The organism is Pseudomonas sp. COR18, assembly GCF_048568395.1.
Classification (GTDB): domain Bacteria; phylum Pseudomonadota; class Gammaproteobacteria; order Pseudomonadales; family Pseudomonadaceae; genus Aquipseudomonas; species Aquipseudomonas fuscovaginae_B.
In genome coordinates this window covers 1,675,653-1,694,519 of the sequence record NZ_CP183808.1, presented here as the reverse complement: position 1 = coordinate 1,694,519, position 18,867 = coordinate 1,675,653, and the positions used below count along the sequence as shown (strand labels likewise).

Annotated in this window: 18 protein-coding genes; 11 read left to right on the top strand and 7 right to left on the bottom strand. The window is 63.5% G+C overall.

Annotated features, from left to right (window positions below; genetic code table 11):
- Positions 1–160: 160 nt before the first annotated feature.
- Together trmA and ACM62G_RS07835 are read right to left on the bottom strand one after the other, a co-directional pair.
- Positions 161–1,240, bottom strand: coding sequence for a tRNA (uridine(54)-C5)-methyltransferase TrmA (gene trmA / locus ACM62G_RS07840; protein ID WP_419736967.1), 1,080 nt, complete (start codon positions 1,238–1,240; stop codon positions 161–163).
- Complete coding sequence (locus ACM62G_RS07835; protein WP_054063760.1) at positions 1,237–2,532, bottom strand: NCS2 family permease; 1,296 nt, start codon at positions 2,530–2,532, stop codon at positions 1,237–1,239. The genes trmA and ACM62G_RS07835 overlap by 4 nt, the downstream gene beginning before the upstream one ends.
- Before the next feature lie 229 nt (positions 2,533–2,761).
- Between ACM62G_RS07835 and ACM62G_RS07830 the strand changes: the two genes are divergently transcribed.
- On the top strand, positions 2,762–3,217 hold the full coding sequence (locus tag ACM62G_RS07830) for a DUF4879 domain-containing protein (protein WP_419736966.1): 456 nt from the start codon (positions 2,762–2,764) through the stop codon (positions 3,215–3,217).
- Positions 3,218–3,241: 24 nt separating this feature from the next.
- On the opposite strand, the gene ACM62G_RS07825 is transcribed toward ACM62G_RS07830, so the two are convergent.
- Positions 3,242–4,477 carry an MFS transporter gene (locus ACM62G_RS07825; protein WP_273824721.1) on the bottom strand — a complete coding sequence of 412 codons (1,236 nt, stop codon included), beginning with the start codon at positions 4,475–4,477 and terminating at the stop codon, positions 3,242–3,244.
- Between the two features lie 374 nt (positions 4,478–4,851).
- Between ACM62G_RS07825 and ACM62G_RS07820 the strand changes: the two genes are divergently transcribed.
- Genes ACM62G_RS07820 through ACM62G_RS07810 form a run of 3 tightly spaced genes read left to right on the top strand, consistent with a single transcriptional unit; the run spans position 4,852 to position 7,525 of the window.
- Positions 4,852–6,291, top strand: coding sequence for a cytochrome ubiquinol oxidase subunit I (locus tag ACM62G_RS07820; RefSeq protein WP_054063762.1), 1,440 nt, complete (start codon positions 4,852–4,854; stop codon positions 6,289–6,291).
- 3 nt (positions 6,292–6,294) lie between these two features.
- Positions 6,295–7,302, top strand: coding sequence for a cytochrome d ubiquinol oxidase subunit II (gene cydB, locus ACM62G_RS07815; protein WP_419736965.1), 1,008 nt, complete (start codon positions 6,295–6,297; stop codon positions 7,300–7,302).
- 55 nt (positions 7,303–7,357) lie between these two features.
- The gene (locus tag ACM62G_RS07810; RefSeq protein ID WP_081005994.1) at positions 7,358–7,525 is read left to right on the top strand and encodes a DUF2474 domain-containing protein; all 168 of its coding nucleotides are present in this window, start codon (positions 7,358–7,360) and stop codon (positions 7,523–7,525) included.
- Positions 7,526–7,637: 112 nt separating this feature from the next.
- Here the strand turns inward: ACM62G_RS07810 and ACM62G_RS07805 are convergent, their stop codons facing one another.
- Together ACM62G_RS07805 and ACM62G_RS07800 are read right to left on the bottom strand one after the other, a co-directional pair.
- Complete coding sequence (locus ACM62G_RS07805) at positions 7,638–8,762, bottom strand: methyltransferase (RefSeq protein WP_273824727.1); 1,125 nt, start codon at positions 8,760–8,762, stop codon at positions 7,638–7,640.
- A 164-nt stretch (positions 8,763–8,926) separates the two neighbouring features.
- Entirely contained in the window at positions 8,927–9,640 is a 714-nt protein-coding gene (locus tag ACM62G_RS07800; RefSeq protein WP_239688000.1) for an autoinducer binding domain-containing protein, read from the bottom strand.
- 385 nt (positions 9,641–10,025) lie between these two features.
- Between ACM62G_RS07800 and ACM62G_RS07795 the strand changes: the two genes are divergently transcribed.
- Positions 10,026–10,802 (top strand): ferredoxin--NADP reductase, encoded by a 777-nt coding sequence (locus ACM62G_RS07795; RefSeq protein ID WP_273824729.1) that lies wholly within the window; start codon positions 10,026–10,028, stop codon positions 10,800–10,802.
- Positions 10,803–10,845: 43 nt separating this feature from the next.
- Here the strand turns inward: ACM62G_RS07795 and mscL are convergent, their stop codons facing one another.
- Positions 10,846–11,259, bottom strand: coding sequence for a large-conductance mechanosensitive channel protein MscL (mscL, locus tag ACM62G_RS07790; protein WP_054059071.1), 414 nt, complete (start codon positions 11,257–11,259; stop codon positions 10,846–10,848).
- Positions 11,260–11,585: 326 nt separating this feature from the next.
- Between mscL and katB the strand changes: the two genes are divergently transcribed.
- From katB to ACM62G_RS07770, 4 genes are all read left to right on the top strand, one after another.
- A complete protein-coding gene (katB, locus tag ACM62G_RS07785) occupies positions 11,586–13,085 on the top strand; it encodes a catalase KatB (protein WP_419737497.1) in 1,500 nt (499 codons plus the stop codon).
- A gap of 85 nt (positions 13,086–13,170) precedes the next feature.
- Positions 13,171–13,722: an ankyrin repeat domain-containing protein gene (locus ACM62G_RS07780; RefSeq protein ID WP_054059069.1), complete on the top strand. Its 552-nt coding sequence runs from the start codon at positions 13,171–13,173 to the stop codon at positions 13,720–13,722.
- A 48-nt stretch (positions 13,723–13,770) separates the two neighbouring features.
- Positions 13,771–15,138 (top strand): DNA repair protein RadA, encoded by a 1,368-nt coding sequence (gene radA, locus ACM62G_RS07775; RefSeq protein ID WP_054063764.1) that lies wholly within the window; start codon positions 13,771–13,773, stop codon positions 15,136–15,138.
- 20 nt (positions 15,139–15,158) lie between these two features.
- A complete protein-coding gene (locus ACM62G_RS07770) occupies positions 15,159–15,881 on the top strand; it encodes a hypothetical protein (RefSeq protein WP_054059067.1) in 723 nt (240 codons plus the stop codon).
- A gap of 44 nt (positions 15,882–15,925) precedes the next feature.
- Here the strand turns inward: ACM62G_RS07770 and ACM62G_RS07765 are convergent, their stop codons facing one another.
- The gene (locus tag ACM62G_RS07765) at positions 15,926–16,294 is read right to left on the bottom strand and encodes a PilZ domain-containing protein (RefSeq protein ID WP_054059066.1); all 369 of its coding nucleotides are present in this window, start codon (positions 16,292–16,294) and stop codon (positions 15,926–15,928) included.
- 220 nt (positions 16,295–16,514) lie between these two features.
- Here ACM62G_RS07765 and ACM62G_RS07760 point away from each other — a divergent pair, with 220 nt between their 5' ends.
- Both ACM62G_RS07760 and ACM62G_RS07755 read left to right on the top strand, forming a co-directional pair.
- On the top strand, positions 16,515–18,581 hold the full coding sequence (locus ACM62G_RS07760; RefSeq protein ID WP_054059065.1) for a carbon starvation CstA family protein: 2,067 nt from the start codon (positions 16,515–16,517) through the stop codon (positions 18,579–18,581).
- 15 nt (positions 18,582–18,596) lie between these two features.
- Positions 18,597–18,794: a YbdD/YjiX family protein gene (locus ACM62G_RS07755; RefSeq protein WP_054059064.1), complete on the top strand. Its 198-nt coding sequence runs from the start codon at positions 18,597–18,599 to the stop codon at positions 18,792–18,794.
- Positions 18,795–18,867: the final 73 nt, after the last annotated feature.

The window sequence follows — 18,867 nt, the reverse complement described above, 5'->3', positions numbered from 1 at the left end:
CGTCGGTTGCTTTCGCGGGCAAGCCCGGCTCCTACAGTCCCTCGTCGTACATGTTCCTTGTCTAAGACACAGGCCTGTACGAGCCGGGCTTGCCCGCGAAAGCGCCCTGTCAGATGAAACCCAGGCCGGCTGACACCCCGTCAGCCGGCCCTCACCGGCTTCAGCGGCGGGTCAGCAGGACCCCGGATTCCATGTGGTGGGTCCACGGAAACTGGTCGAACAATGCACAACGCTCGATGCGATGGGTGTCGTGCAACTGCGCGATGTTCGCCGCCAGGGTCTGCGGATTGCAGGAGATGTACAGGATGTTGTCGAAACGCCGGGTCAGCTCGCAGGTGTCCGGGTCCATGCCGGCACGGGGCGGATCGACGAACACGCTGCCGAACGTGTAGCTCTTCAGATCGACACCCGCCAGGCGGCGGAACGGCCGCACCTCGTTCAGCGCCTCGGTCAGCTCCTCGGCCGACAGGCGCACCAGTGTAACGTTGCCCACGGCATTCTCGTCGAGGTTGCTCAGCGCGGCGTTGACCGAGGTCTTGCTGATCTCGGTGGCCAGCACCTTGCGTACCCGGGTCGCCAGCGGCAGGGTGAAGTTGCCGTTGCCGCAGTACAGTTCCAGCAGATCGTCCGAGCGCTCGCCGAGGGCGTCATAGGCCCAGTTGAGCATCTTCTGGTTCACCGTGCCGTTGGGTTGGGTGAAGGCGCCTTCCGGTTGCCGGTAGCTGAAGCGGCGCCCGGCGATCTCGAACTTCTCCACCACGTAGTCGTGGCCGATCACCACGCGCTTGCCCTTGGAGCGGCCGATGATGCTGACGCCGAGATCGGCCGCCAATTGTTCGGCGGCGCTCTGCCAGTGTTCGTCCAGCGGGCGGTGGTAGCACAGGGTGATCATTGCGTCGCCGGCCAGGGTGGTCAGGAATTCCACCTGGAACAGCTTGTGGCTCAGCGCGGCGCTGGCCTGCCAGGCCGACTTGAGCCGGGGCATCAGTTCGTTGATGCGCAGGCTGGCGATCGGGAATTCTTCGATCAGGATCGGCGTGCGCTTGTCGTCCTGGGCGAACATCGCGTAATGACGCTCGCCGGCTTCGCGCCACAGGCGGAACTCGGCGCGCAGGCGGAAGTGTTGCAGCGGCGAGTCGAAGACTTGCGGCTCGGGGGCATCGAACGGCGCCAGCAGGTCGCGCAGGCGCGCGACCTTGTCGTTGAGCTGGGCGGTGTAGGTCGAGGAATCGAAAGTCATGCGTTGAACCAACCCAACTTGATCACGAACAGAATCGACAGGATCACCAGGGCCGGGTTCAGCTCGCGGCCACGGCCGGACAGCAGCTTGACTGCGGTCCAGGCGATGAAGCCGAAGGCGATGCCGTTGGCGATCGAATAGGTGAAGGGCATGGCCAGGGCGGTGACCACCACGGGCGCGGCCTCGGTGATGTCTTCCCAGTTGATTTCCGCCAGGCCCGAGGTCATCAGTACGGCGACGAACAGCAGTGCCGGCGCGGTGGCGAAGGCCGGCACGCTACCGGCCAGCGGCGAGAAGAACAGCGCCAGCAGGAACAGGATGGCGACCACGATGGCGGTCAGGCCGGTGCGGCCGCCGGCGCTGACACCCGCGGCCGACTCGATGTAGCTGGTGGTGGTCGAGGTGCCCAGCAGCGAGCCGGCCATGGCGGCGGTGCTGTCGGCGATCAGCGCACGGCCCATTTTCGGCATGTGGCCATCCTTGCCCATCAGTCCGGCGCGCTTGGCGACGCCGATCAGGGTTCCGGAGTTGTCGAACAGGTCGACGAACAGGAAGGCGAAGATCACGCTGACCAGGCCGATGTCCAGGGCGCCCTTGATGTCCAGTTGCATGAAGGTCGGCGCCAGCGACGGCGGCGCCGAGGTGATGCCGGCGAACGGGCTGAAGCCCATCAGGATCGACACGGCGGTGACCCCGAGGATGCCGATCAATACGGCGCCACGGACTTTCAGTGCGTCCAGCGCGACGATCACGGCAAAGCCGAGCGTGGCGAGGATCGGTGCCGGCTGCTTGAGGTCGCCGAGGCCGACCATGGTCGCCGGGTTGCCGACCACGATGCCGGCGTTGTGCAGGGCGATCAGCGCCAGGAACAGGCCGATACCGGCGGCGATCGCCGAGCGCAGTGGCAGCGGGATGCTGTTGATGATCCATTCGCGGATGCGGAAGATCGACAGCAGGAAGAAGCACACCGCCGAGATGAACACCGCCCCCAGCGCCACTTGCCAGGTGTGGCCCATGTGCAGGACCACGGTGTAGGTGAAGAAGGCGTTCAGGCCCATGCCCGGCGCCAGGGCGATCGGGTAGTTGGCGATCAGGCCCATCACGGTCGAGCCGATGGCGGCGGCCAGGCAGGTCGCGACGAACACCGCGCCCTTGTCCATGCCGGTTTCGCCGAGAATGCTCGGGTTGACGAACAGGATGTAGGCCATGGCCAGGAAGGTCGTGACGCCCGCGAGAATCTCGGTGCGCACATTGGTATTGTGTGCCTTGAGTTGAAACAGCCTTTCCAGCATCTCTGCTCCCCAATGGCGCTTTCGGCGCCTCGAATGAATCGGTCCCGACAGCAAAGCACAGACGCTGATGGCCTGATGAAACTTGGCTGTGGGAAAAACCGCGCATCATACCAGCCGGACGGTGCAATAGGGACGGCTGTTTGGCCGCCCATTTCGCCGCGACTGTGCACGAACTACTCCGAAAACCGCGCGCTGAGGCATACTCTCGGCACGGAAAGAGGGAGGAAGTATGAAATCAGTCAGCAATTGCCGTGCCATGGGCCGGCTGCTCTGCGCCGGCCTACTCTCACTGGCGGCCATCGGGCCGTTGCAGGCGGCGCCGGCGGCGGCCTTGAAAGGCGTGGCTATCTACACAGTGGCGTCGCAGGGAATCATCGAGGATGTTTCTGACGGACGCCGGCGCACGCAGAATGCCCATCATGGGCCGAACATCACGGTGACGGTGGTGGAACTCGGCTATGGCCGGGCGCCCGGGGCCACGTTCAATGGCACCCCGATCAACTACAGCCAGCGCAACTCCCTGTGCGAGTTCAACAAACCGTTCGTGCCGTGCAGTGGTGGCGCGGTGGTCGGCTACAGCTACATCTACGACCTGGGGGACCTGCAGCAGGGCACCTTCAGCTTCAGCGACCGTTCGCTGACGATGCCGGTGCAGACGATGACGGCGACCATCGACATCAACTGATCGCCGTCTCCCGCCGCCTGGGCTTCAGGCGGTTTCGGCCTGGCGCTCGTGCATGCGGTCGCGGTTGGCCAGGGTCGGGAACAGTTTCATCCAGGTGCCGGTGACCAGCAGGGTACCGACCCCGCCCAGCACCACGGCGGGTACGGTGCCGAACCAGTGGGCGGTCAGCCCCGACTCGAATTCGCCCAACTGATTGGAGGCGCCGATGAACAGGCCGTTCACGGCGCTGACCCGGCCGCGCATCTCGTCGGGGGTTTCCAGTTGCACGAACGAGGCGCGGATCACCATGCTGATCATGTCCGCGGCGCCCAGCACCACCAGCACGGCCAGGGAGAACCAGAACGAGGTCGACAGGCCGAAGGCGATGGTGGCGACGCCGAACACGCCGACGGCGGTGAACATTACCCGGCCGACCTTGCGCTCCACGGGAAAGCGCGCCAGCCACAGCGACATCAGCAGGGCACCGACCGCCGGTGCCGAGCGCAGCAGGCCCAGGCCCCAGGCGCCGGTCAGCAGGATGTCCTTGGCGAACACCGGCAACAGTGCGGTCGCGCCGCCCAGCAGCACCGCGAACAGGTCCAGGGAGATGGCGCCGAGAATGTCCGGACGGCTGCGGATGAAACGGATGCCCGCCAGCAGCGAGTCGAGGGTGGCCTTGGCCTTGTTCAGCGGCGTCTGGCGTGCCGGGAGGTTGAGCATCAGCAGGCAGGAGACCCCATACAACGCCACCGTCGGCCCATAGACCCAGACACTGCCGAACGCATACAGCAGGCCGCCGATGGCCGGCGCGACGATGGTCGCCAGTTGCTGCGCCGACTGGGCGGCCGCCACGGCGCGAGGGAACAGCGTCGCCGGCACGATGGACGGCAGCAGCGCCTGGGTGGTGGGCATTTCGAAGGAGCGGGCGCCGCCGAGCAGGAACGCGAGGATGAAGATCATCTCGCGGCTGACCTGGTGGGTCAGGCTGCCGATCACCAGGCTCAGGGCGATCAGTGCCTGTACCGTCTGGCACAGGGCGGCGACCTTGCGCCGGTCGTAGCGGTCCGCGACATGTCCGGTGTGCAGCATGAACAGCACCCGTGGCGCGAACTCCACCAGCCCGACCAGCCCCAGGTCGAGCACGTTGCCGGTCAGTTGATAAAGGTTCCAGCCGATGGCCACGGTGAGCATCTGGAAACCGCTGGCGGTGAAGATGCGGGCCAGCCAGAACGCGAGGAAGGGGCGGTGATGACGCAGCAGCAAGGGTGTCTCGGTGGGCATCGGGAGGGCTCGCCTGAGCGGGATGAAAGGTGAAGATTATCATTGCGATGTAACAAAAGGTTACTGAGCTATTCATCTATTGTCTGTCTGGCCTTTTCCTGCGGCGAATTTTTGCGGATCAGTTGTCCTCTGCTCCTGAGACAACCTGTCGCGCGGCAACCGGCCACTCCACCCGTTCGTCGTAATGGGACTACTCTTTCAACGTTGGTTGATCCAGATCAATTGTCTTTTGGGCAGTGATCAGGGTCCGACTCCCTGCGTTGCGATGGGTTGAAAAAAAGAGAACGAAGCCAAATTCGCCGCACTCCATATTCGTGGGGGCAGTGGCTGGGCCTGTGGGTCGACAGCCGGTATTACCTGACAGAGGAAAGCTTATGTTCGGCTTAGAGGCACTAGATCTCGCCCGAATCCAGTTCGCATTCACCGTTTCCTTCCACATCCTGTTCCCGGCCATCACCATCGGCCTGGCGAGTTACCTGGCGGTGCTCGAAGGGCTGTGGCTGAAGACGCGCAACGACACCTACCGCGACCTTTACCATTTCTGGTCGAAAATCTTTGCCGTCAACTTCGGCATGGGGGTGGTCTCCGGGCTGGTCATGGCCTATCAGTTCGGCACCAACTGGAGCCGTTTCTCGGACTTCGCCGGTTCGATTACCGGGCCGTTGCTGACCTACGAGGTGCTCACCGCCTTCTTCCTCGAAGCCGGTTTTCTTGGCGTGATGCTGTTCGGCTGGAACAAGGTCGGCCGCGGGCTGCACTTCTTTTCCACGGTGATGGTGGCGATCGGTACGCTGATCTCGACCTTCTGGATTCTCTCGTCCAACAGCTGGATGCAGACGCCCCAGGGCTATGAAATCGTCGATGGCCGGGTCATTCCGGTGGACTGGCTGGCGGTGGTGTTCAACCCGTCGTTCCCCTATCGGCTGATGCACATGGCCACCGCCGCGTTCGTCGCGACGGCGTTCTTCGTCGGCTCCTCGGCGGCCTGGCACCTGTTGCGTGGCCGTGACAATCCGGCAATCCGGACAATGCTGTCGATGGCCATGTGGATGGCGCTGATCGTCGCGCCGATCCAGGCGGTGATCGGCGACTTCCACGGCCTCAACACCCTCAAGCACCAGCCGGTGAAAATCGCCGCGATCGAGGGCCACTGGGAAAACGTCGGCGACGAGCCGACCCCGCTGATCCTGTTCGGCTGGCCGGACATGAAGGCCGAGAAGACCCGCTTCGCCCTGGAGATTCCCTACCTGGGCAGCATGATCCTGACCCACACCCTGGACAAGCAGGTGCCGGCGCTCAAGGAGTTCCCGCCCGAGGACCGGCCGAACTCGACCGTCGTGTTCTGGTCGTTCCGGGTCATGGTCGGCCTGGGTCTGCTGATGATCTTCACCGGTCTCTGGGCCTTGTGGCTGCGCAGGCGTGATCGCCTGTACGAGAACCGCGCTTTCCTTCATCTGGCGTTGTGGATGGGGCCGTCCGGCCTGATCGCGATCCTGGCCGGCTGGTTCACCACCGAAATCGGCCGCCAGCCGTGGGTGGTCTATGGCCTGTTGCGCACGGCGGATGCCTCCTCCGGGCATAGCGTCATGCAGATGAGCATCACCCTGGCGCTGTTCGTCGTGGTGTATTTCTCGCTGTTCGGTGTTGGCCTGGGCTACATGATGCGCCTGGTCCGCAAGGGGCCGAAGACCAACGAAGGCGCGGAAACCAGCCACGGTGGTCCCGGGCAGAAACGTACTCCGGCCCGTCCGCTTTCCGCTGCCGATGAAGACAGCGAAAACGGTCACGGCGACAGCCTGAACAAGGGGAACTGAGTCATGGGTATCGATCTTTCGCTGATCTGGGCCGTGATCATCATCTTCGGCATCATGATGTACGTGGTCATGGATGGTTTCGACCTGGGCATCGGCATTCTCTTTCCCTTCATCAAGGACGCTCGTGACCGCGATGTCATGATGAACACCGTGGCGCCGGTCTGGGACGGTAACGAAACCTGGCTGGTGCTCGGTGGCGCGGCACTGTTCGGCGCCTTCCCGCTGGCCTATTCGGTGGTGCTGTCGGCGTTGTACCTGCCGCTGATCTTCATGCTGATCGGGCTGATCTTCCGCGGCGTGGCGTTCGAGTTCCGCTTCAAGGCCAAGGAGCACAAGCGGCATATCTGGGACAAGGCGTTCATCGGCGGCTCGATCGCCGCGACCTTCTTCCAGGGTGTGGCGCTGGGCGCCTTCATCGACGGGATCAAGGTGGTCGACCGGCAGTTCGCCGGCGGCTCGCTGGACTGGCTGACCCCGTTCACGCTGTTCTGCGGCGTGGCGCTGGTGGTGGCCTATGCCTTGCTCGGCTGCACCTGGCTGATCATGAAGACCGAAGGCAAGCTGCAGGAGCAGATGCACGACCTGGCGCGGCCGCTGGCGTTCGTCCTGCTGGCAGTGATCGGTATCGTCAGCATCTGGACGCCGCTGAGCCATGCCGAGATCGCGGCACGCTGGTTCACCCTACCGAACCTGTTCTGGTTCCTGCCGGTGCCGATCCTGGTGTTGGTCACGCTGTACGGGCTGATCCGGGCGGTGGCGCGCAACGCGCACTACACGCCGTTCCTGCTGACCCTGGTGCTGATTTTCCTCGGTTACAGCGGCCTCGGTATCAGCCTTTGGCCGCACATCATCCCGCCGTCGATCTCGATCTGGGATGCCGCCGCGCCGCCGCAGAGCCAGGGTTTCATGCTGGTGGGGACGCTGTTCATCATTCCGTTCATCCTGGGCTACACCTTCTGGAGCTACTACGTGTTCCGCGGCAAGGTGACCCACGAGGATGGTTATCACTAGTACCTGTCGGCGGCGTCCGCTCGGGGGCCGCCGTTTCGATGACGAGGAAGCGGATATGCGTGGCAAGCCTTCATTGCAGGAAATCGAACAGGCCGAGAAGAAACCGCTCTGGCAGCGCCTGGGGTGGCTGGCGATGATCTGGGCGGGCAGCGTGCTGGCGCTGTTCGTGGTGGCCAGCCTGATGCGCCTGTTCATGAGCGCGGCCGGGTTGACCACCCATTGAGCCCTTCGCGGGCAAGCCCGCCCCACACGGACAGTGCACGCCATACTACCTGTGGGAGCGGGCTTGCCCGCGAAAAACGCCCGCCGCGAGCGGGCCGGACTCCCTCTTTCGCCTACTTGCGCGCCTTGAGCACCACGAACTTGGGCGTCGCCGCCACCTGCTCGACCCCACGGAACAACCGCGCCAGCTTGCTGTGGTAGCCCAGGTGGCGGTTGCCGACGATGTACAGTGCGCCACCGACCACCAGGGCTTCCCGGGCCTGCTGGAACATCCGCCAGGCGAGGAAGTCGCCGACCACCTGCTGCTGGTGGAAGGGCGGGTTGCACAGCACCACGTCCAGTGACTGCGGTTCCTGCCCGGCCAGGCCATCGGCGGCACGCACGGTCACTTCGCGCTCGCCCAGAATAGCCTGCCAGTTTTCCCGCGCCGACTGCACCGCCATGAACGACTCATCCACCAGCGTGTAGTGGGCCTGCGGGTTCTGCAGGGCGCTGGCGATGGCCAGTACGCCATTGCCGCAACCCAGGTCGGCGATCCGGGCGCTGCCCAGGTTCCCGGGCAGGTGCGGGAGGAAGGCGCGCGTGCCGATATCCAGGCCTTCACGGCAGAACACGTTGGCATGGTTGAGCAACTCGATCGCCGGGCGGTCGAGCCGATAGCGTGTCGGGTAGGGCGATGGCACCCGGTCGCGGGGCTCGGGTGTCGCCACCAGCAGGCGGGCCTTTTTCACCGCCAGCGAGGCCTGCACGTTGCCGACGTAGCGCTCCAGCAGATCACCGGCGGCCCGTGGCAGGTGCTTGACCATGGCGCCGGCGACCACCTGGGCGCCGGGGGCCAGTTGGTCCTGCAGGCGAATCAGTTGTTCCTCCAGCAGGGCGAGGGTCTTGGGCACGCGGATCAGCACCCGGTCGAACGGCCCGACCAGTTGCTCGCTGGCCGGCACATGGCGGACCGCGTCGAAGGCCTTGCCATTGCGCGCCAGGTTCTTTTCCAGGCCCAGCGCGGCGAGGAACGAGTCACCACTGCTGGTGAGCTGTACATGGCCTTCCAGGCTGGCGGCCAGGGCGCCGAAGCTGTCGTTGAGCACCAGCACCCGGGTGCCCGGCGAGACGCCCTGTGCGGCCAGGTGGTCGAGCAGGTATTGATCGGCTGCGTCAAATGCCTGCAGGGGTTCACCCTGCTGTTCAGGCTGGCGGATCAGGTCGAGACGGGCGAACGGACTTTCTAGCAGGGGCATGGTGCACGGGCTCTGGGGGACGGTTTGCGGCTGCCATGCACGGCTGTTCGTGCCGGGCGAGGTTGGCAACGGTATGGCAGGAGGGGGATTTTACGTGGGTTTCGAGCAGATTGCCTGTTGCGTGTGGAGGTGGCAGATCCTTCTGCCGGGAGATCGGGGTGCAATCAGTAAAGCAATCCGGATTTGGCTGCACGCAGCACTGCCGATGCCTTGTTGCTCACACCCAGCTTTCTCATGATGGTGCTCATGTGGAAACCCACGGTTCGCGTGGTCAGATTGAGAATGTTGGCTATCTCTGCGGCGGTCTTGCCTTCGGCCGTCCACTTGAGAATCTCGGTCTCCCGTGGCGACAGCGGATGGCTGTTCTGTGCCGGACGGGAACTGGCCAGTCTTTGCGCCATGAACGAGTGCAGCCAGTTGCACAGCCACAGCACATGACCTGTCTTGGAGTAGAACTCGTTGGAGGTGATGGGCTCGCAGGTTCGCGACAGGCTCAGGGTGCTGACAATCCCGCGAATGTCGTGGACCGACTGCGACCAGCCGTGGTTGAGACCATGGGCCTGCATGTCACGCCAGAGCGCCGGGGCACTTCTGAAGGCTTCAGGTCCCCACAGGATGGGGAACACCGAGTTGTGGCAGTGCGTGAGCAGGGGGTCGACGGCAATGTAGTTGTTGCGCTGGTAACATGCATTCCATTCTGCGGGGTAATTATTGAAGGATGAGGTGTTGGGCTGAGTGCCTCCTAATAAGCTGCTGACCCTGAATGAAACAAAAGTGAAGCGTATTTGACCTGCCAGATTGAAAACCGCATTGAAGACTGCCTGTTCTTCTTTTTCACTCATGAGCTGGTGCAGTTGATTATCCTGCCAGTTCTCCATTGAGGTACCCTTCCTAGACGCGATATTCGTTGAGTCCAACGTGCTTGGGTAGTGTAGGAAAATTCTTGTTCTGGGTGTGATTTTTTTATATGGCACTGATATTTTTATCGCCTTTCAAGGCGCGGGTTTATCGCGCAGGGCATAATATCATTTAGCCTTTTTTTTGGATTTCGTGTGTTTTGCCAAGTGTGAAAAGCATGAGGATTAATGGGGGTATTATTAGATTGTGCTTGGTATGTTCCTGTAACTTTATGTTTTTGCTGGTGGCTGTATTTTTATTTTTTTTGTATATGTTTTTCGAGAAAACTTATACCACTACAAATCACCGGTGTTTCTGTCGCCGGCTTTGCGCGAAACTGGAGGCACATTCCCGATGGAGCGCACCATGACCGTCAGTGCCGAAAAATTCACCCGGCAGACCCTGCTCGAGGTCTGCCCCCTGACTTCCAGCCTGTTCACCCTGCGAACCACACGGGATGCGGGATTCCGCTTCCGGGCCGGTCAGTTCGCCCGCCTGGGGGTGACCAAGGCCGATGGCAGCGTGGTGTGGCGGGCCTATTCGATGGTGTCGTCGCCCCATGACGATTTTCTCGAATTCTTTTCCATCGTCGTTCCGGGAGGGGAGTTCACCAGTGAGCTGAGTCGCCTGGCCGTGGGCGACTCGCTGCTGATCGAACGCCAGGCCGTGGGCTACCTGACCCTTGACCGTTTCGTCGACGGACGCGATCTCTGGCTACTGGCCACCGGCACCGGGGTGGCCCCGTTCCTGTCGATCCTGCAGGACTTCGAGGTCTGGGAACGCTTCGAGCGGATTCTGCTGGTCTACAGTGTACGCCAGGGTGCCGAACTGGCCTACCGTGAGCTGATTGCCGGGCTGGCCGAGCGTGACTACCTGGCCGAGCATGCGCACAAGCTGCGGTTCGTGCCCATCGTCACCCGCGAGGCGCTGCCGGGGGCACTGGCAGGGCGGATCCCGCAGTTGATCGAGAATGGCGAACTGGAGCGGGCCGCCGGGGTGACCCTGGACGCGGTGCATTCGCGGGTGATGATCTGTGGCAACCCGCAGATGATCGATGACACCCGCCAGGTGCTCAAGCAACGCGACCTGCAGCTCAGCCTGAGTCGCCGCCCGGGGCAGGTTGCGGTGGAAAACTACTGGTAGAAAAACGGCGCCCTGCAGGCGCCGTTGTTTTTTTGCCGGTTGCTCAGGGCTTGTCGTTGCGGGCCTTGAGCAGGTCGCGGATCTCGCCCAGCAGTTCTTCCTGTTTGGTCGGCACCGGTGGCGCGCTCGGCGCCACGGCCTCCTCGCGCTTGAGCCGGTTGATCACCTTGACGCCCATGAAGATAGCGAAGGCGACGATGAGGAAGTCGATACAGGTCTGGATGAACTTGCCGTAGGCCAGCACCACGGCCGGTGTATTGCCCTCGGCAGCCTTGAGGGTGATCGCCAGGTTGCTGAAATCCACCCCGCCGATCAGCAGGCCGATCGGTGGCATCACCACGTCGCCGACGAAGGACGAAACGATCTTGCCGAAGGCCGCGCCGATGATGATCCCCACGGCCATGTCGACCACATTGCCCTTGACCGCGAAGGCCTTGAACTCACTGAGCACGCCCATAGTTTATTCCCTGTTGCAGATGAGTTGAGTGAACGCAGTGTAATTCAGCCGCCGGCATCTTGCGCTATGCCGGGCCCTACACCCCCCGTCTTAATCGACCCGCCGCCGGGCAATAAGTTTGCAAAGTGCCACCAATCGCGCGAAATACGCCTTCTGGCGCGTCTTGCCCCGTGGAATTTTTCAATCGGGGTCTTCGAGCTTTTCTATTTAGAAATCGTCGGATCGGTCTCTAGCCTCTGTTGAGCGCATCTGGATGCGCACCACAACATCAAGAGGAATTCGACATGCAGATCACTCCTGTTCCGGGAGCTATTCCCACTCGGCGCATGCTGGGTATTTTGACCGCCAGCGTGCTATCCCTTTCTGTCCAGGCCGCCACGCTGACCCGTGACAACGGTGCGGCGGTGGGCGACAACCAGAACTCGCAGACCGCCGGCGCCACCGGGCCGGTGTTGCTGCAGGACGTGCAACTGATCCAGAAACTGCAGCGCTTCGACCGTGAACGTATCCCTGAGCGGGTGGTACATGCTCGCGGTACCGGCGCCCATGGCACCTTCACCGTCACCGATGACCTGAGTGACCTGACCAAGGCCAAGGTCTTCGCCGCCGGCGAGAAGACACCGGTATTCGTGCGCTTCTCCGCGGTGGTACATGGCAACCACTCCCCGGAAACCCTCCGCGACCCACGGGGCTTCGCCACCAAGTTCTACACCGCCGATGGCAACTGGGACCTGGTGGGGAACAACTTCCCGACCTTCTTCATCCGCGATGCGATCAAGTTCCCGGACATGGTCCATGCCTTCAAGCCCGACCCGCGTACCAACCTGGACGACGATTCGCGCCGTTTCGATTTTTTCTCTCACGTGCCTGAGGCCACACGCACCCTGACCGAGCTGTATTCCGATTCCGGCACACCGGCCAGCTACCGGGAGATGGACGGCAACGGCGTGCATGCCTACAAATTGATCAATGCCAAGGGCGAGGTGCACTACGTCAAGTTCCACTGGAAAAGCCTGCAGGGCATCCGCAACCTCGATCCGAAACAGGTCGTCGAGGTGCAGGGCCGCGACTACAGCCACATGACCCATGACCTGGTCAGTCACATCAACAAGGGCGACTTTCCCAAGTGGGATCTCTATGTCCAGGTGCTGACGCCACAGGAACTGGGCAAGTTCGACTTCGATCCGCTCGATGCGACCAAGATCTGGCCCGGCGTGCCGGAGCGCAAGGTCGGGCAGATGGTGCTCGATCGCAACCCGGCCAACGTGTTCCAGGAGACCGAACAGGTGGCCATGGCCCCGGCGAACCTGGTACCGGGGATCGAGCCGTCCGAGGATCGCCTGTTGCAGGGCCGGGTGTTTTCCTATGCCGATACGCAGATGTATCGCGTTGGCCCGAATGCGCTGCAACTGCCGATCAATGCGCCACGGGTGGCGGTGAACAACGGCAATCAGGATGGCGCGATGAACAGCGGGCACAGCAGCACCGGGGTGAACTACCAGCCGAGCCGCCTGTTGCCGCGCGAGGAACCGCAGTCGGCGCGCTACAGCCAGTTGCCTCTGTCGGGCAGCACCCAGCAGGCGAAGATCCAGCGTGAGCAGAACTTCAAGCAGGCCGGGGACCTGTACCGCTCCTACAGCCAGAAGGAGAAGCAGGACCTGATCGAGAACTTCGGTGGCTCGCTGGCCGATACCGACGACGAGAGCAAGCACATCATCCTGTCGTTCCTCTACAAGGCCGATCCCGAGTACGGCACCGGCGTGACCAAGGTGGCCAAGGGCGACCTGGCACGGGTCAAGGCGCTGGCGGCGAAGCTGGTGGACTGACCTGCCGGCTTGTGGGCCGGGTCCCCTCGCGGCGCCTGCCGCGGGGGGACCCGGGACGATTGAGGTGTTATCGCGGAGTCATACGATGCGTATCCCTGTGTTGTTGTTCCTCCTGGCCTGTGCCTGCAGCGCCTCGGCCGATCAGCCGGCGGTGCCTGCCGATCCGCAAGCGCTCAAGGCGCAGATTCAGGACTACTACTTCGATGCCGCCCGCCGTGGCGACGTCCAGATGCTGCAAACTTTCATCGACGCCGGTTATCCGCTCGATACCCAGGACGCCCAGGGCTACACCGCGCTGATCCTGGCGGCCTATCACGGCCAGGGGCCGGCGGTGGAGCGCCTGCTGGCGGCCGGGGCCAATGCGTGTGTCCAGGACAAGCGCGGCAACACCGCGCTGATGGGGGCGATCTTCAAGGGGGAGGTGCGGATTGCCCGACGCCTGTTGAACAGCGACTGCAATCCCGACCAGCGCAACGCCGCCGGTCAGACGGCGGCGATGTACGCCGGGCTGTTCAAGCGCACCGCGCTGCTCGAGGCGCTGGCCGCCAAGGGGGCCGATCTTCAGGCCGAGGACCCGCTGGGCAACAGCGCGGCACGCCTGGTCGAGGGGCAAATCCGTACGCCGCCGACGCGCTGATCGGCGCTGGCTGAGCTATCATCGCGGTTTTTCCATGGGGGGAACGAGATGGCCAAGGCCAAGCGCATGTACGGCTGCACCGAGTGCGGCGCGACCTTTCCCAAATGGGCCGGCCAGTGCGGCGAGTGCGGGGCCTGGAACACCCTCACCGAAACCCTGGTGGAAAGCGGCGGCGCCGCGGCACCCAGCGGGCGTACCGGCTGGGCCGGGCAGCAGGCCCAGATCAAGACCCTGGCCGAAGTCAGCGTCGAGGAGATCCCGCGTTTCTCCACCGCCTCGGCCGAACTCGATCGCGTGCTCGGCGGTGGCCTGGTGGATGGCTCGGTGGTGCTGATCGGCGGCGACCCGGGCATCGGCAAGTCGACCATCCTGCTGCAGACCCTGTGCAATATCGCCACGCGCATGCCGGCGCTGTACGTCACCGGCGAGGAGTCGCAGCAGCAGGTGGCCATGCGCGCCCGGCGGCTGGGCCTGCCCCAGGACCAGTTGCGGGTGATGACCGAGACCTGCATCGAGAGCATCATCGCCACCGCCCGGGTGGAAAAGCCCAAGGTCATGGTGATCGACTCGATCCAGACGATTTTCACCGAACAGCTGCAATCGGCACCCGGCGGCGTGGCCCAGGTGCGCGAAAGCGCGGCGTTGCTGGTGCGTTATGCCAAGCAGAGCGGCACGGCGATCTTCCTCGTCGGTCACGTGACCAAGGAAGGCGCCCTGGCCGGGCCGCGGGTGCTGGAGCACATGGTCGACACGGTGCTGTATTTCGAGGGCGAGTCCGATGGCCGCCTGCGCCTGCTGCGGGCGGTGAAGAACCGTTTCGGCGCGGTCAACGAGCTGGGGGTGTTCGGCATGACCGACCGCGGCCTGAAGGAGGTCTCCAACCCGTCGGCGATTTTCCTCACCCGCGCCCAGGAAGAGGTGCCCGGCAGCGTGGTCATGGCCACCTGGGAAGGCACCCGGCCGATGCTGGTGGAGGTGCAGGCGCTGGTCGACGACAGCCACATGGCCAACCCGCGGCGGGTGACCCTGGGCCTGGATCAGAACCGCCTGGCGATGCTGCTGGCGGTCCTGCATCGACATGGTGGCATTCCTACCCATGACCAGGACGTGTTTCTCAACGTGGTCGGTGGCGTGAAAGTGCTGGAGACCGCGTCCGACCTGGCCTTGATGGCGGCGGTGATGTCCAGCCTGCGCAACCGGCCCTTGCCCCACGACCTGCTGGTGTTCGGCGAGGTCGGCCTGTCGGGTGAGGTGCGCCCGGTGCCCAGTGGCCAGGAGCGCCTGAAGGAAGCGGCCAAGCATGGCTTCAAGCGCGCCATCGTGCCCAAGGGCAACGCGCCGAAGGAGTCGCCACAGGGCCTGAAAATCATTGCGGTCACGCGCCTGGAGCAGGCGCTGGACGCGTTGTTCGAATAACCGGATAAGGAGTCATCGGGATGCGGATTGTCGGTACGGCAATGTGTTTGGCAGGTTGCATGCTGTGGGCCGGTTTGGCCGGTGCGGCTACGGTGCCGCCAGGTTATCGCCTGGCCCAGCAGATGCCCACTGGCGATGGCGGTGAGCTGGAGTTGCTGGAGGATGTGCGGATCACTTCGGATCTGCATCAGTCGCTCTGGGGCAATGGCAGTGCGTTTGACGAGGATGCCTTTGACGACGAGGCGCTGGCGAAGGATGTCGCCAGCCGGCCGATCGTCGAGGCCCGCCTGCGGCTGCTGTCGGCTTCCGGCGACGAGGTCGGGAGCGTGGGGCTGGCCTATCCGCTGGCGACCCTGGAAAAGGCCGCGATGGAGGGCATGCCGAGCCCGGCGTTTTTCCTCACGGTCGACCAGACCGCACCGATGGGCAGCTACAGCGGCCCGGCGACCCAGGTGCTGATGCCGGCCCGGCGCAAGCTGCAGCCGATGCAGTATCAGGCGGCCGATGGCACACTCAAGCCACTGTTCCTCGCCCAGACCGGCAAGGCGGCCTGGCAGGCCGACGACGCGCAGCCGGAGATTTTCCAGGTGTCGTCGTCGATGGCCGATGATGACAGCGACGATTTCGTGACCACCTACCGGACCTATCGCCTCAAGGGTGACGTCTGGCAGGTGTCGTCTCGGGAAGAGAAGGGCTACTGGGAGTCCGAAGGCGACTTCCCCCAGCGTTCGGTCTTTCCCTGACCGCATGATCCCGGGCGCCGCCGATCGCGGTGGCACCCGGGTGATCAACTCTCGAACAGGGCGTCCAGCTCCCGTTCCAGTTCCTCTTCGTCACCCAGGTTCAGTTCGACCAGGCGGCGCAGGTGCTGGATCGATTCCAGGCCGATGTGCAGGCATTTGAAGCCCAGATGGTGATGGTCCACGTGGACCAGCTCGGCATCCATTTTCACATGGGCATTTTTCGCCAGGCGGATATCCACCAGGAAGATACCCGCTGCGTCGTCGGGCCACTTGTCCGGCTGGTGGGCCAGCAGTCCCTTCAGGGAAAGGTCTACCAGTTGCGCCGACCAGACCGTATCTCCCTGGCTCAGGGTGGTGATGGCATCGAACGCGATACGCTTGAAACGGCGACGATTGATCGGATGGTCACTCATGTTCAGGTTCCTGTGCGGACTCTGCTGACTATAGACCCCATGCCGGGCCAGGCAAGCGGCCAGGCGTGAGAAGGGCTGCTCATCCGTCGGCGCGATGTCCCGGAAATTGTCCCGGCGGCAAGAAAAGACCGCCCTATACCAACGTCGGGTATGGTCACGGGGCGCTTTGGCGCTAAACTCAAGGTGGCTGTCTTTCTGTCCATCTGGCTGGAATCTCAAAATGAAAAATAATAATAGCCCGCTACGCCACCTCCCCTGGCTGGTGCTGGCGATCTTAGGAGCGTGCGCCCTGGGCGTAGTGGCCTTGCGCCGCGGCGAGGCGATCAACGCCTTGTGGATCGTGGTCGCCGCCGTGGCGATCTATCTGGTTGCCTACCGTTACTACAGTCTGTTCATCGCCAACAGCGTCATGCAGCTCGATGCCAATCGAGCGACGCCGGCCGTGCTGAACAACGACGGTCTGGACTATGTGCCAACCAACAAACACATTCTTTTCGGTCACCACTTCGCGGCGATTGCCGGTGCAGGCCCGCTGGTCGGCCCGGTGCTGGCCGCGCAGATGGGCTACCTGCCCGGCACGCTCTGGCTGATCGCCGGGGTGGTGCTGGCCGGCGCGGTCCAGGATTTCATGGTGCTGTTCCTGTCCACCCGTCGCAACGGTCGCTCCCTGGGCGACATGGTGCGCGAGGAAATGGGCCGGATTCCGGGGACCATCGCCCTGTTCGGCTGCTTCCTGATCATGATCATCATCCTCGCGGTGCTGGCGCTGATCGTGGTCAAGGCCCTGGCCGAGAGCCCATGGGGCATTTTCACGGTGATGGCGACCATCCCGATCGCGATGTTCATGGGCGTCTACATGCGCTACATCCGTCCGGGCCGCATCGGTGAGATCTCGATCATCGGCGTCCTGCTGCTGCTCGGCTCGATCTGGCTGGGCGGGCAGATCGCCGCCGATCCGGTCTGGGCCAAGGCCTTCACCTTCACCGGCGTGCAGATCACCTGGATGCTGATCGGCTACGGTTTCGTCGCCGCGGTGCTGCCGGTGTGGCTGATCCTGGCTCCCCGGGACTACCTGTCGACCTTCCTCAAGATCGGCACCATCATCGCCCTGGCGATCGGTATCCTGATCACCATGCCGATGCTGAAGATGCCGGCGCTGACCCAGTTCGTCGACGGTACCGGGCCGGTCTGGAAAGGCGGGCTGTTCCCGTTCCTGTTCATCACCATCGCCTGTGGCGCGGTGTCCGGCTTCCACGCGCTGATTTCCTCCGGGACCACGCCGAAGCTGCTGGATAACGAAACCAACGCCCGCTACATCGGCTACGGCGGCATGCTGATGGAGTCCTTCGTGGCGATCATGGCGATGGTTGCCGCCTCGGTGATCGATCCGGGCGTGTACTTCGCCATGAACAGCCCGGCTGCGGTGGTCGGTGCGGATGCGGTGGCCGTGGCGCAGACCGTCAGCAGCTGGGGCTTTACGATTACCCCGGATGCGTTGCAGGCGGTGGCCCGTGACATCGGCGAAACCACCATCCTGGCCCGTGCCGGTGGTGCGCCGACCCTGGCGGTCGGTATCGCGCAGATCCTGCATCACGTCCTGCCGGGCGAGAACACCATGGCGTTCTGGTACCACTTTGCGATCCTGTTCGAAGCGCTGTTCATCCTGACGGCGGTCGATGCCGGTACCCGTGCCGGGCGCTTCATGCTACAGGACCTGCTGGGCTCTTTCGTGCCATCGCTCAAGCGTACCGAGTCCTGGACCGCCAACCTGATCGCCACCGCCGGTTGCGTGGCACTCTGGGGCTACCTGCTGTACCAGGGCGTGGTCGATCCGCTGGGTGGCATCAACACCCTGTGGCCGCTGTTCGGTATCTCCAACCAGATGCTGGCGGGTATCGCGCTGATGCTCGGCACCGTCGTACTGATCAAGATGAAGCGCCAGCGCTACATCTGGGTGACCCTGCTGCCGGCGCTCTGGCTGCTGGTCTGCACCACCACCGCGGGCTTCATCAAGCTGTTCGACGCCAACCCGGCGATTGGCTTCCTCGCCCTGGCGAAGAAGTACAGCACCGCGCTGGAAGCCGGGCAGGTACTGGCCCCGGCCAAGGACATCAACCAGATGCAGCACGTGATCTTCAACGCTTACACCAACGCGACGCTGACGGCGCTGTTCCTGTTCGTGGTCTTCAGCATCCTGTTCTATGCCTTCAGGGTCGGTGTCGCGGCGTTGGGCAACAAGGAGCGTACGGACAAGGAAACACCGTTCCAGGCCGTGCCTGGGGCATGATGGGAGGGTACTGCAATGTTCAATGACCTGAGTCGTCTCGGTAAGTACCTCGGGCAGGCCGCGCGCCTGATGGTCGGCATGCCCGACTACGACACCTATGTCGAGCATATGCAGACCAGGCACCCGGACAAGCCGGTGATGAGCTACGAGGCGTTCTTCCGGGAACGCCAGGAAGCCCGTTACGGCGGCAAGGGTGGGCCCAAGTGCTGCTAGCAAGCGTGGCTTGCAGATAACACCGCACGGTAGGAGCCCGGCTTGCCGGCGAAGGCGTCCTCAGCAACGCGTT

What these genes read in the sequence shown, in the direction of transcription:
- trmA (WP_419736967.1), bottom strand. Translation starts at nt 1,240, where the DNA reads ATGACTTTCGATTCCTCGACCTACACCGCCCAGCTCAACGACAAGGTC.
- ACM62G_RS07835 (WP_054063760.1), bottom strand. Translation starts at nt 2,532, where the DNA reads ATGCTGGAAAGGCTGTTTCAACTCAAGGCACACAATACCAATGTGCGC.
- ACM62G_RS07830 (WP_419736966.1), top strand. Translation starts at nt 2,762, where the DNA reads ATGAAATCAGTCAGCAATTGCCGTGCCATGGGCCGGCTGCTCTGCGCC.
- ACM62G_RS07825 (WP_273824721.1), bottom strand. Translation starts at nt 4,477, where the DNA reads ATGCCCACCGAGACACCCTTGCTGCTGCGTCATCACCGCCCCTTCCTC.
- ACM62G_RS07820 (WP_054063762.1), top strand. Translation starts at nt 4,852, where the DNA reads ATGTTCGGCTTAGAGGCACTAGATCTCGCCCGAATCCAGTTCGCATTC.
- cydB (WP_419736965.1), top strand. Translation starts at nt 6,295, where the DNA reads ATGGGTATCGATCTTTCGCTGATCTGGGCCGTGATCATCATCTTCGGC.
- ACM62G_RS07810 (WP_081005994.1), top strand. Translation starts at nt 7,358, where the DNA reads ATGCGTGGCAAGCCTTCATTGCAGGAAATCGAACAGGCCGAGAAGAAA.
- ACM62G_RS07805 (WP_273824727.1), bottom strand. Translation starts at nt 8,762, where the DNA reads ATGCCCCTGCTAGAAAGTCCGTTCGCCCGTCTCGACCTGATCCGCCAG.
- ACM62G_RS07800 (WP_239688000.1), bottom strand. Translation starts at nt 9,640, where the DNA reads ATGGAGAACTGGCAGGATAATCAACTGCACCAGCTCATGAGTGAAAAA.
- ACM62G_RS07795 (WP_273824729.1), top strand. Translation starts at nt 10,026, where the DNA reads ATGACCGTCAGTGCCGAAAAATTCACCCGGCAGACCCTGCTCGAGGTC.
- mscL (WP_054059071.1), bottom strand. Translation starts at nt 11,259, where the DNA reads ATGGGCGTGCTCAGTGAGTTCAAGGCCTTCGCGGTCAAGGGCAATGTG.
- katB (WP_419737497.1), top strand. Translation starts at nt 11,586, where the DNA reads ATGCTGGGTATTTTGACCGCCAGCGTGCTATCCCTTTCTGTCCAGGCC.
- ACM62G_RS07780 (WP_054059069.1), top strand. Translation starts at nt 13,171, where the DNA reads ATGCGTATCCCTGTGTTGTTGTTCCTCCTGGCCTGTGCCTGCAGCGCC.
- radA (WP_054063764.1), top strand. Translation starts at nt 13,771, where the DNA reads ATGGCCAAGGCCAAGCGCATGTACGGCTGCACCGAGTGCGGCGCGACC.
- ACM62G_RS07770 (WP_054059067.1), top strand. Translation starts at nt 15,159, where the DNA reads ATGCGGATTGTCGGTACGGCAATGTGTTTGGCAGGTTGCATGCTGTGG.
- ACM62G_RS07765 (WP_054059066.1), bottom strand. Translation starts at nt 16,294, where the DNA reads ATGAGTGACCATCCGATCAATCGTCGCCGTTTCAAGCGTATCGCGTTC.
- ACM62G_RS07760 (WP_054059065.1), top strand. Translation starts at nt 16,515, where the DNA reads ATGAAAAATAATAATAGCCCGCTACGCCACCTCCCCTGGCTGGTGCTG.
- ACM62G_RS07755 (WP_054059064.1), top strand. Translation starts at nt 18,597, where the DNA reads ATGTTCAATGACCTGAGTCGTCTCGGTAAGTACCTCGGGCAGGCCGCG.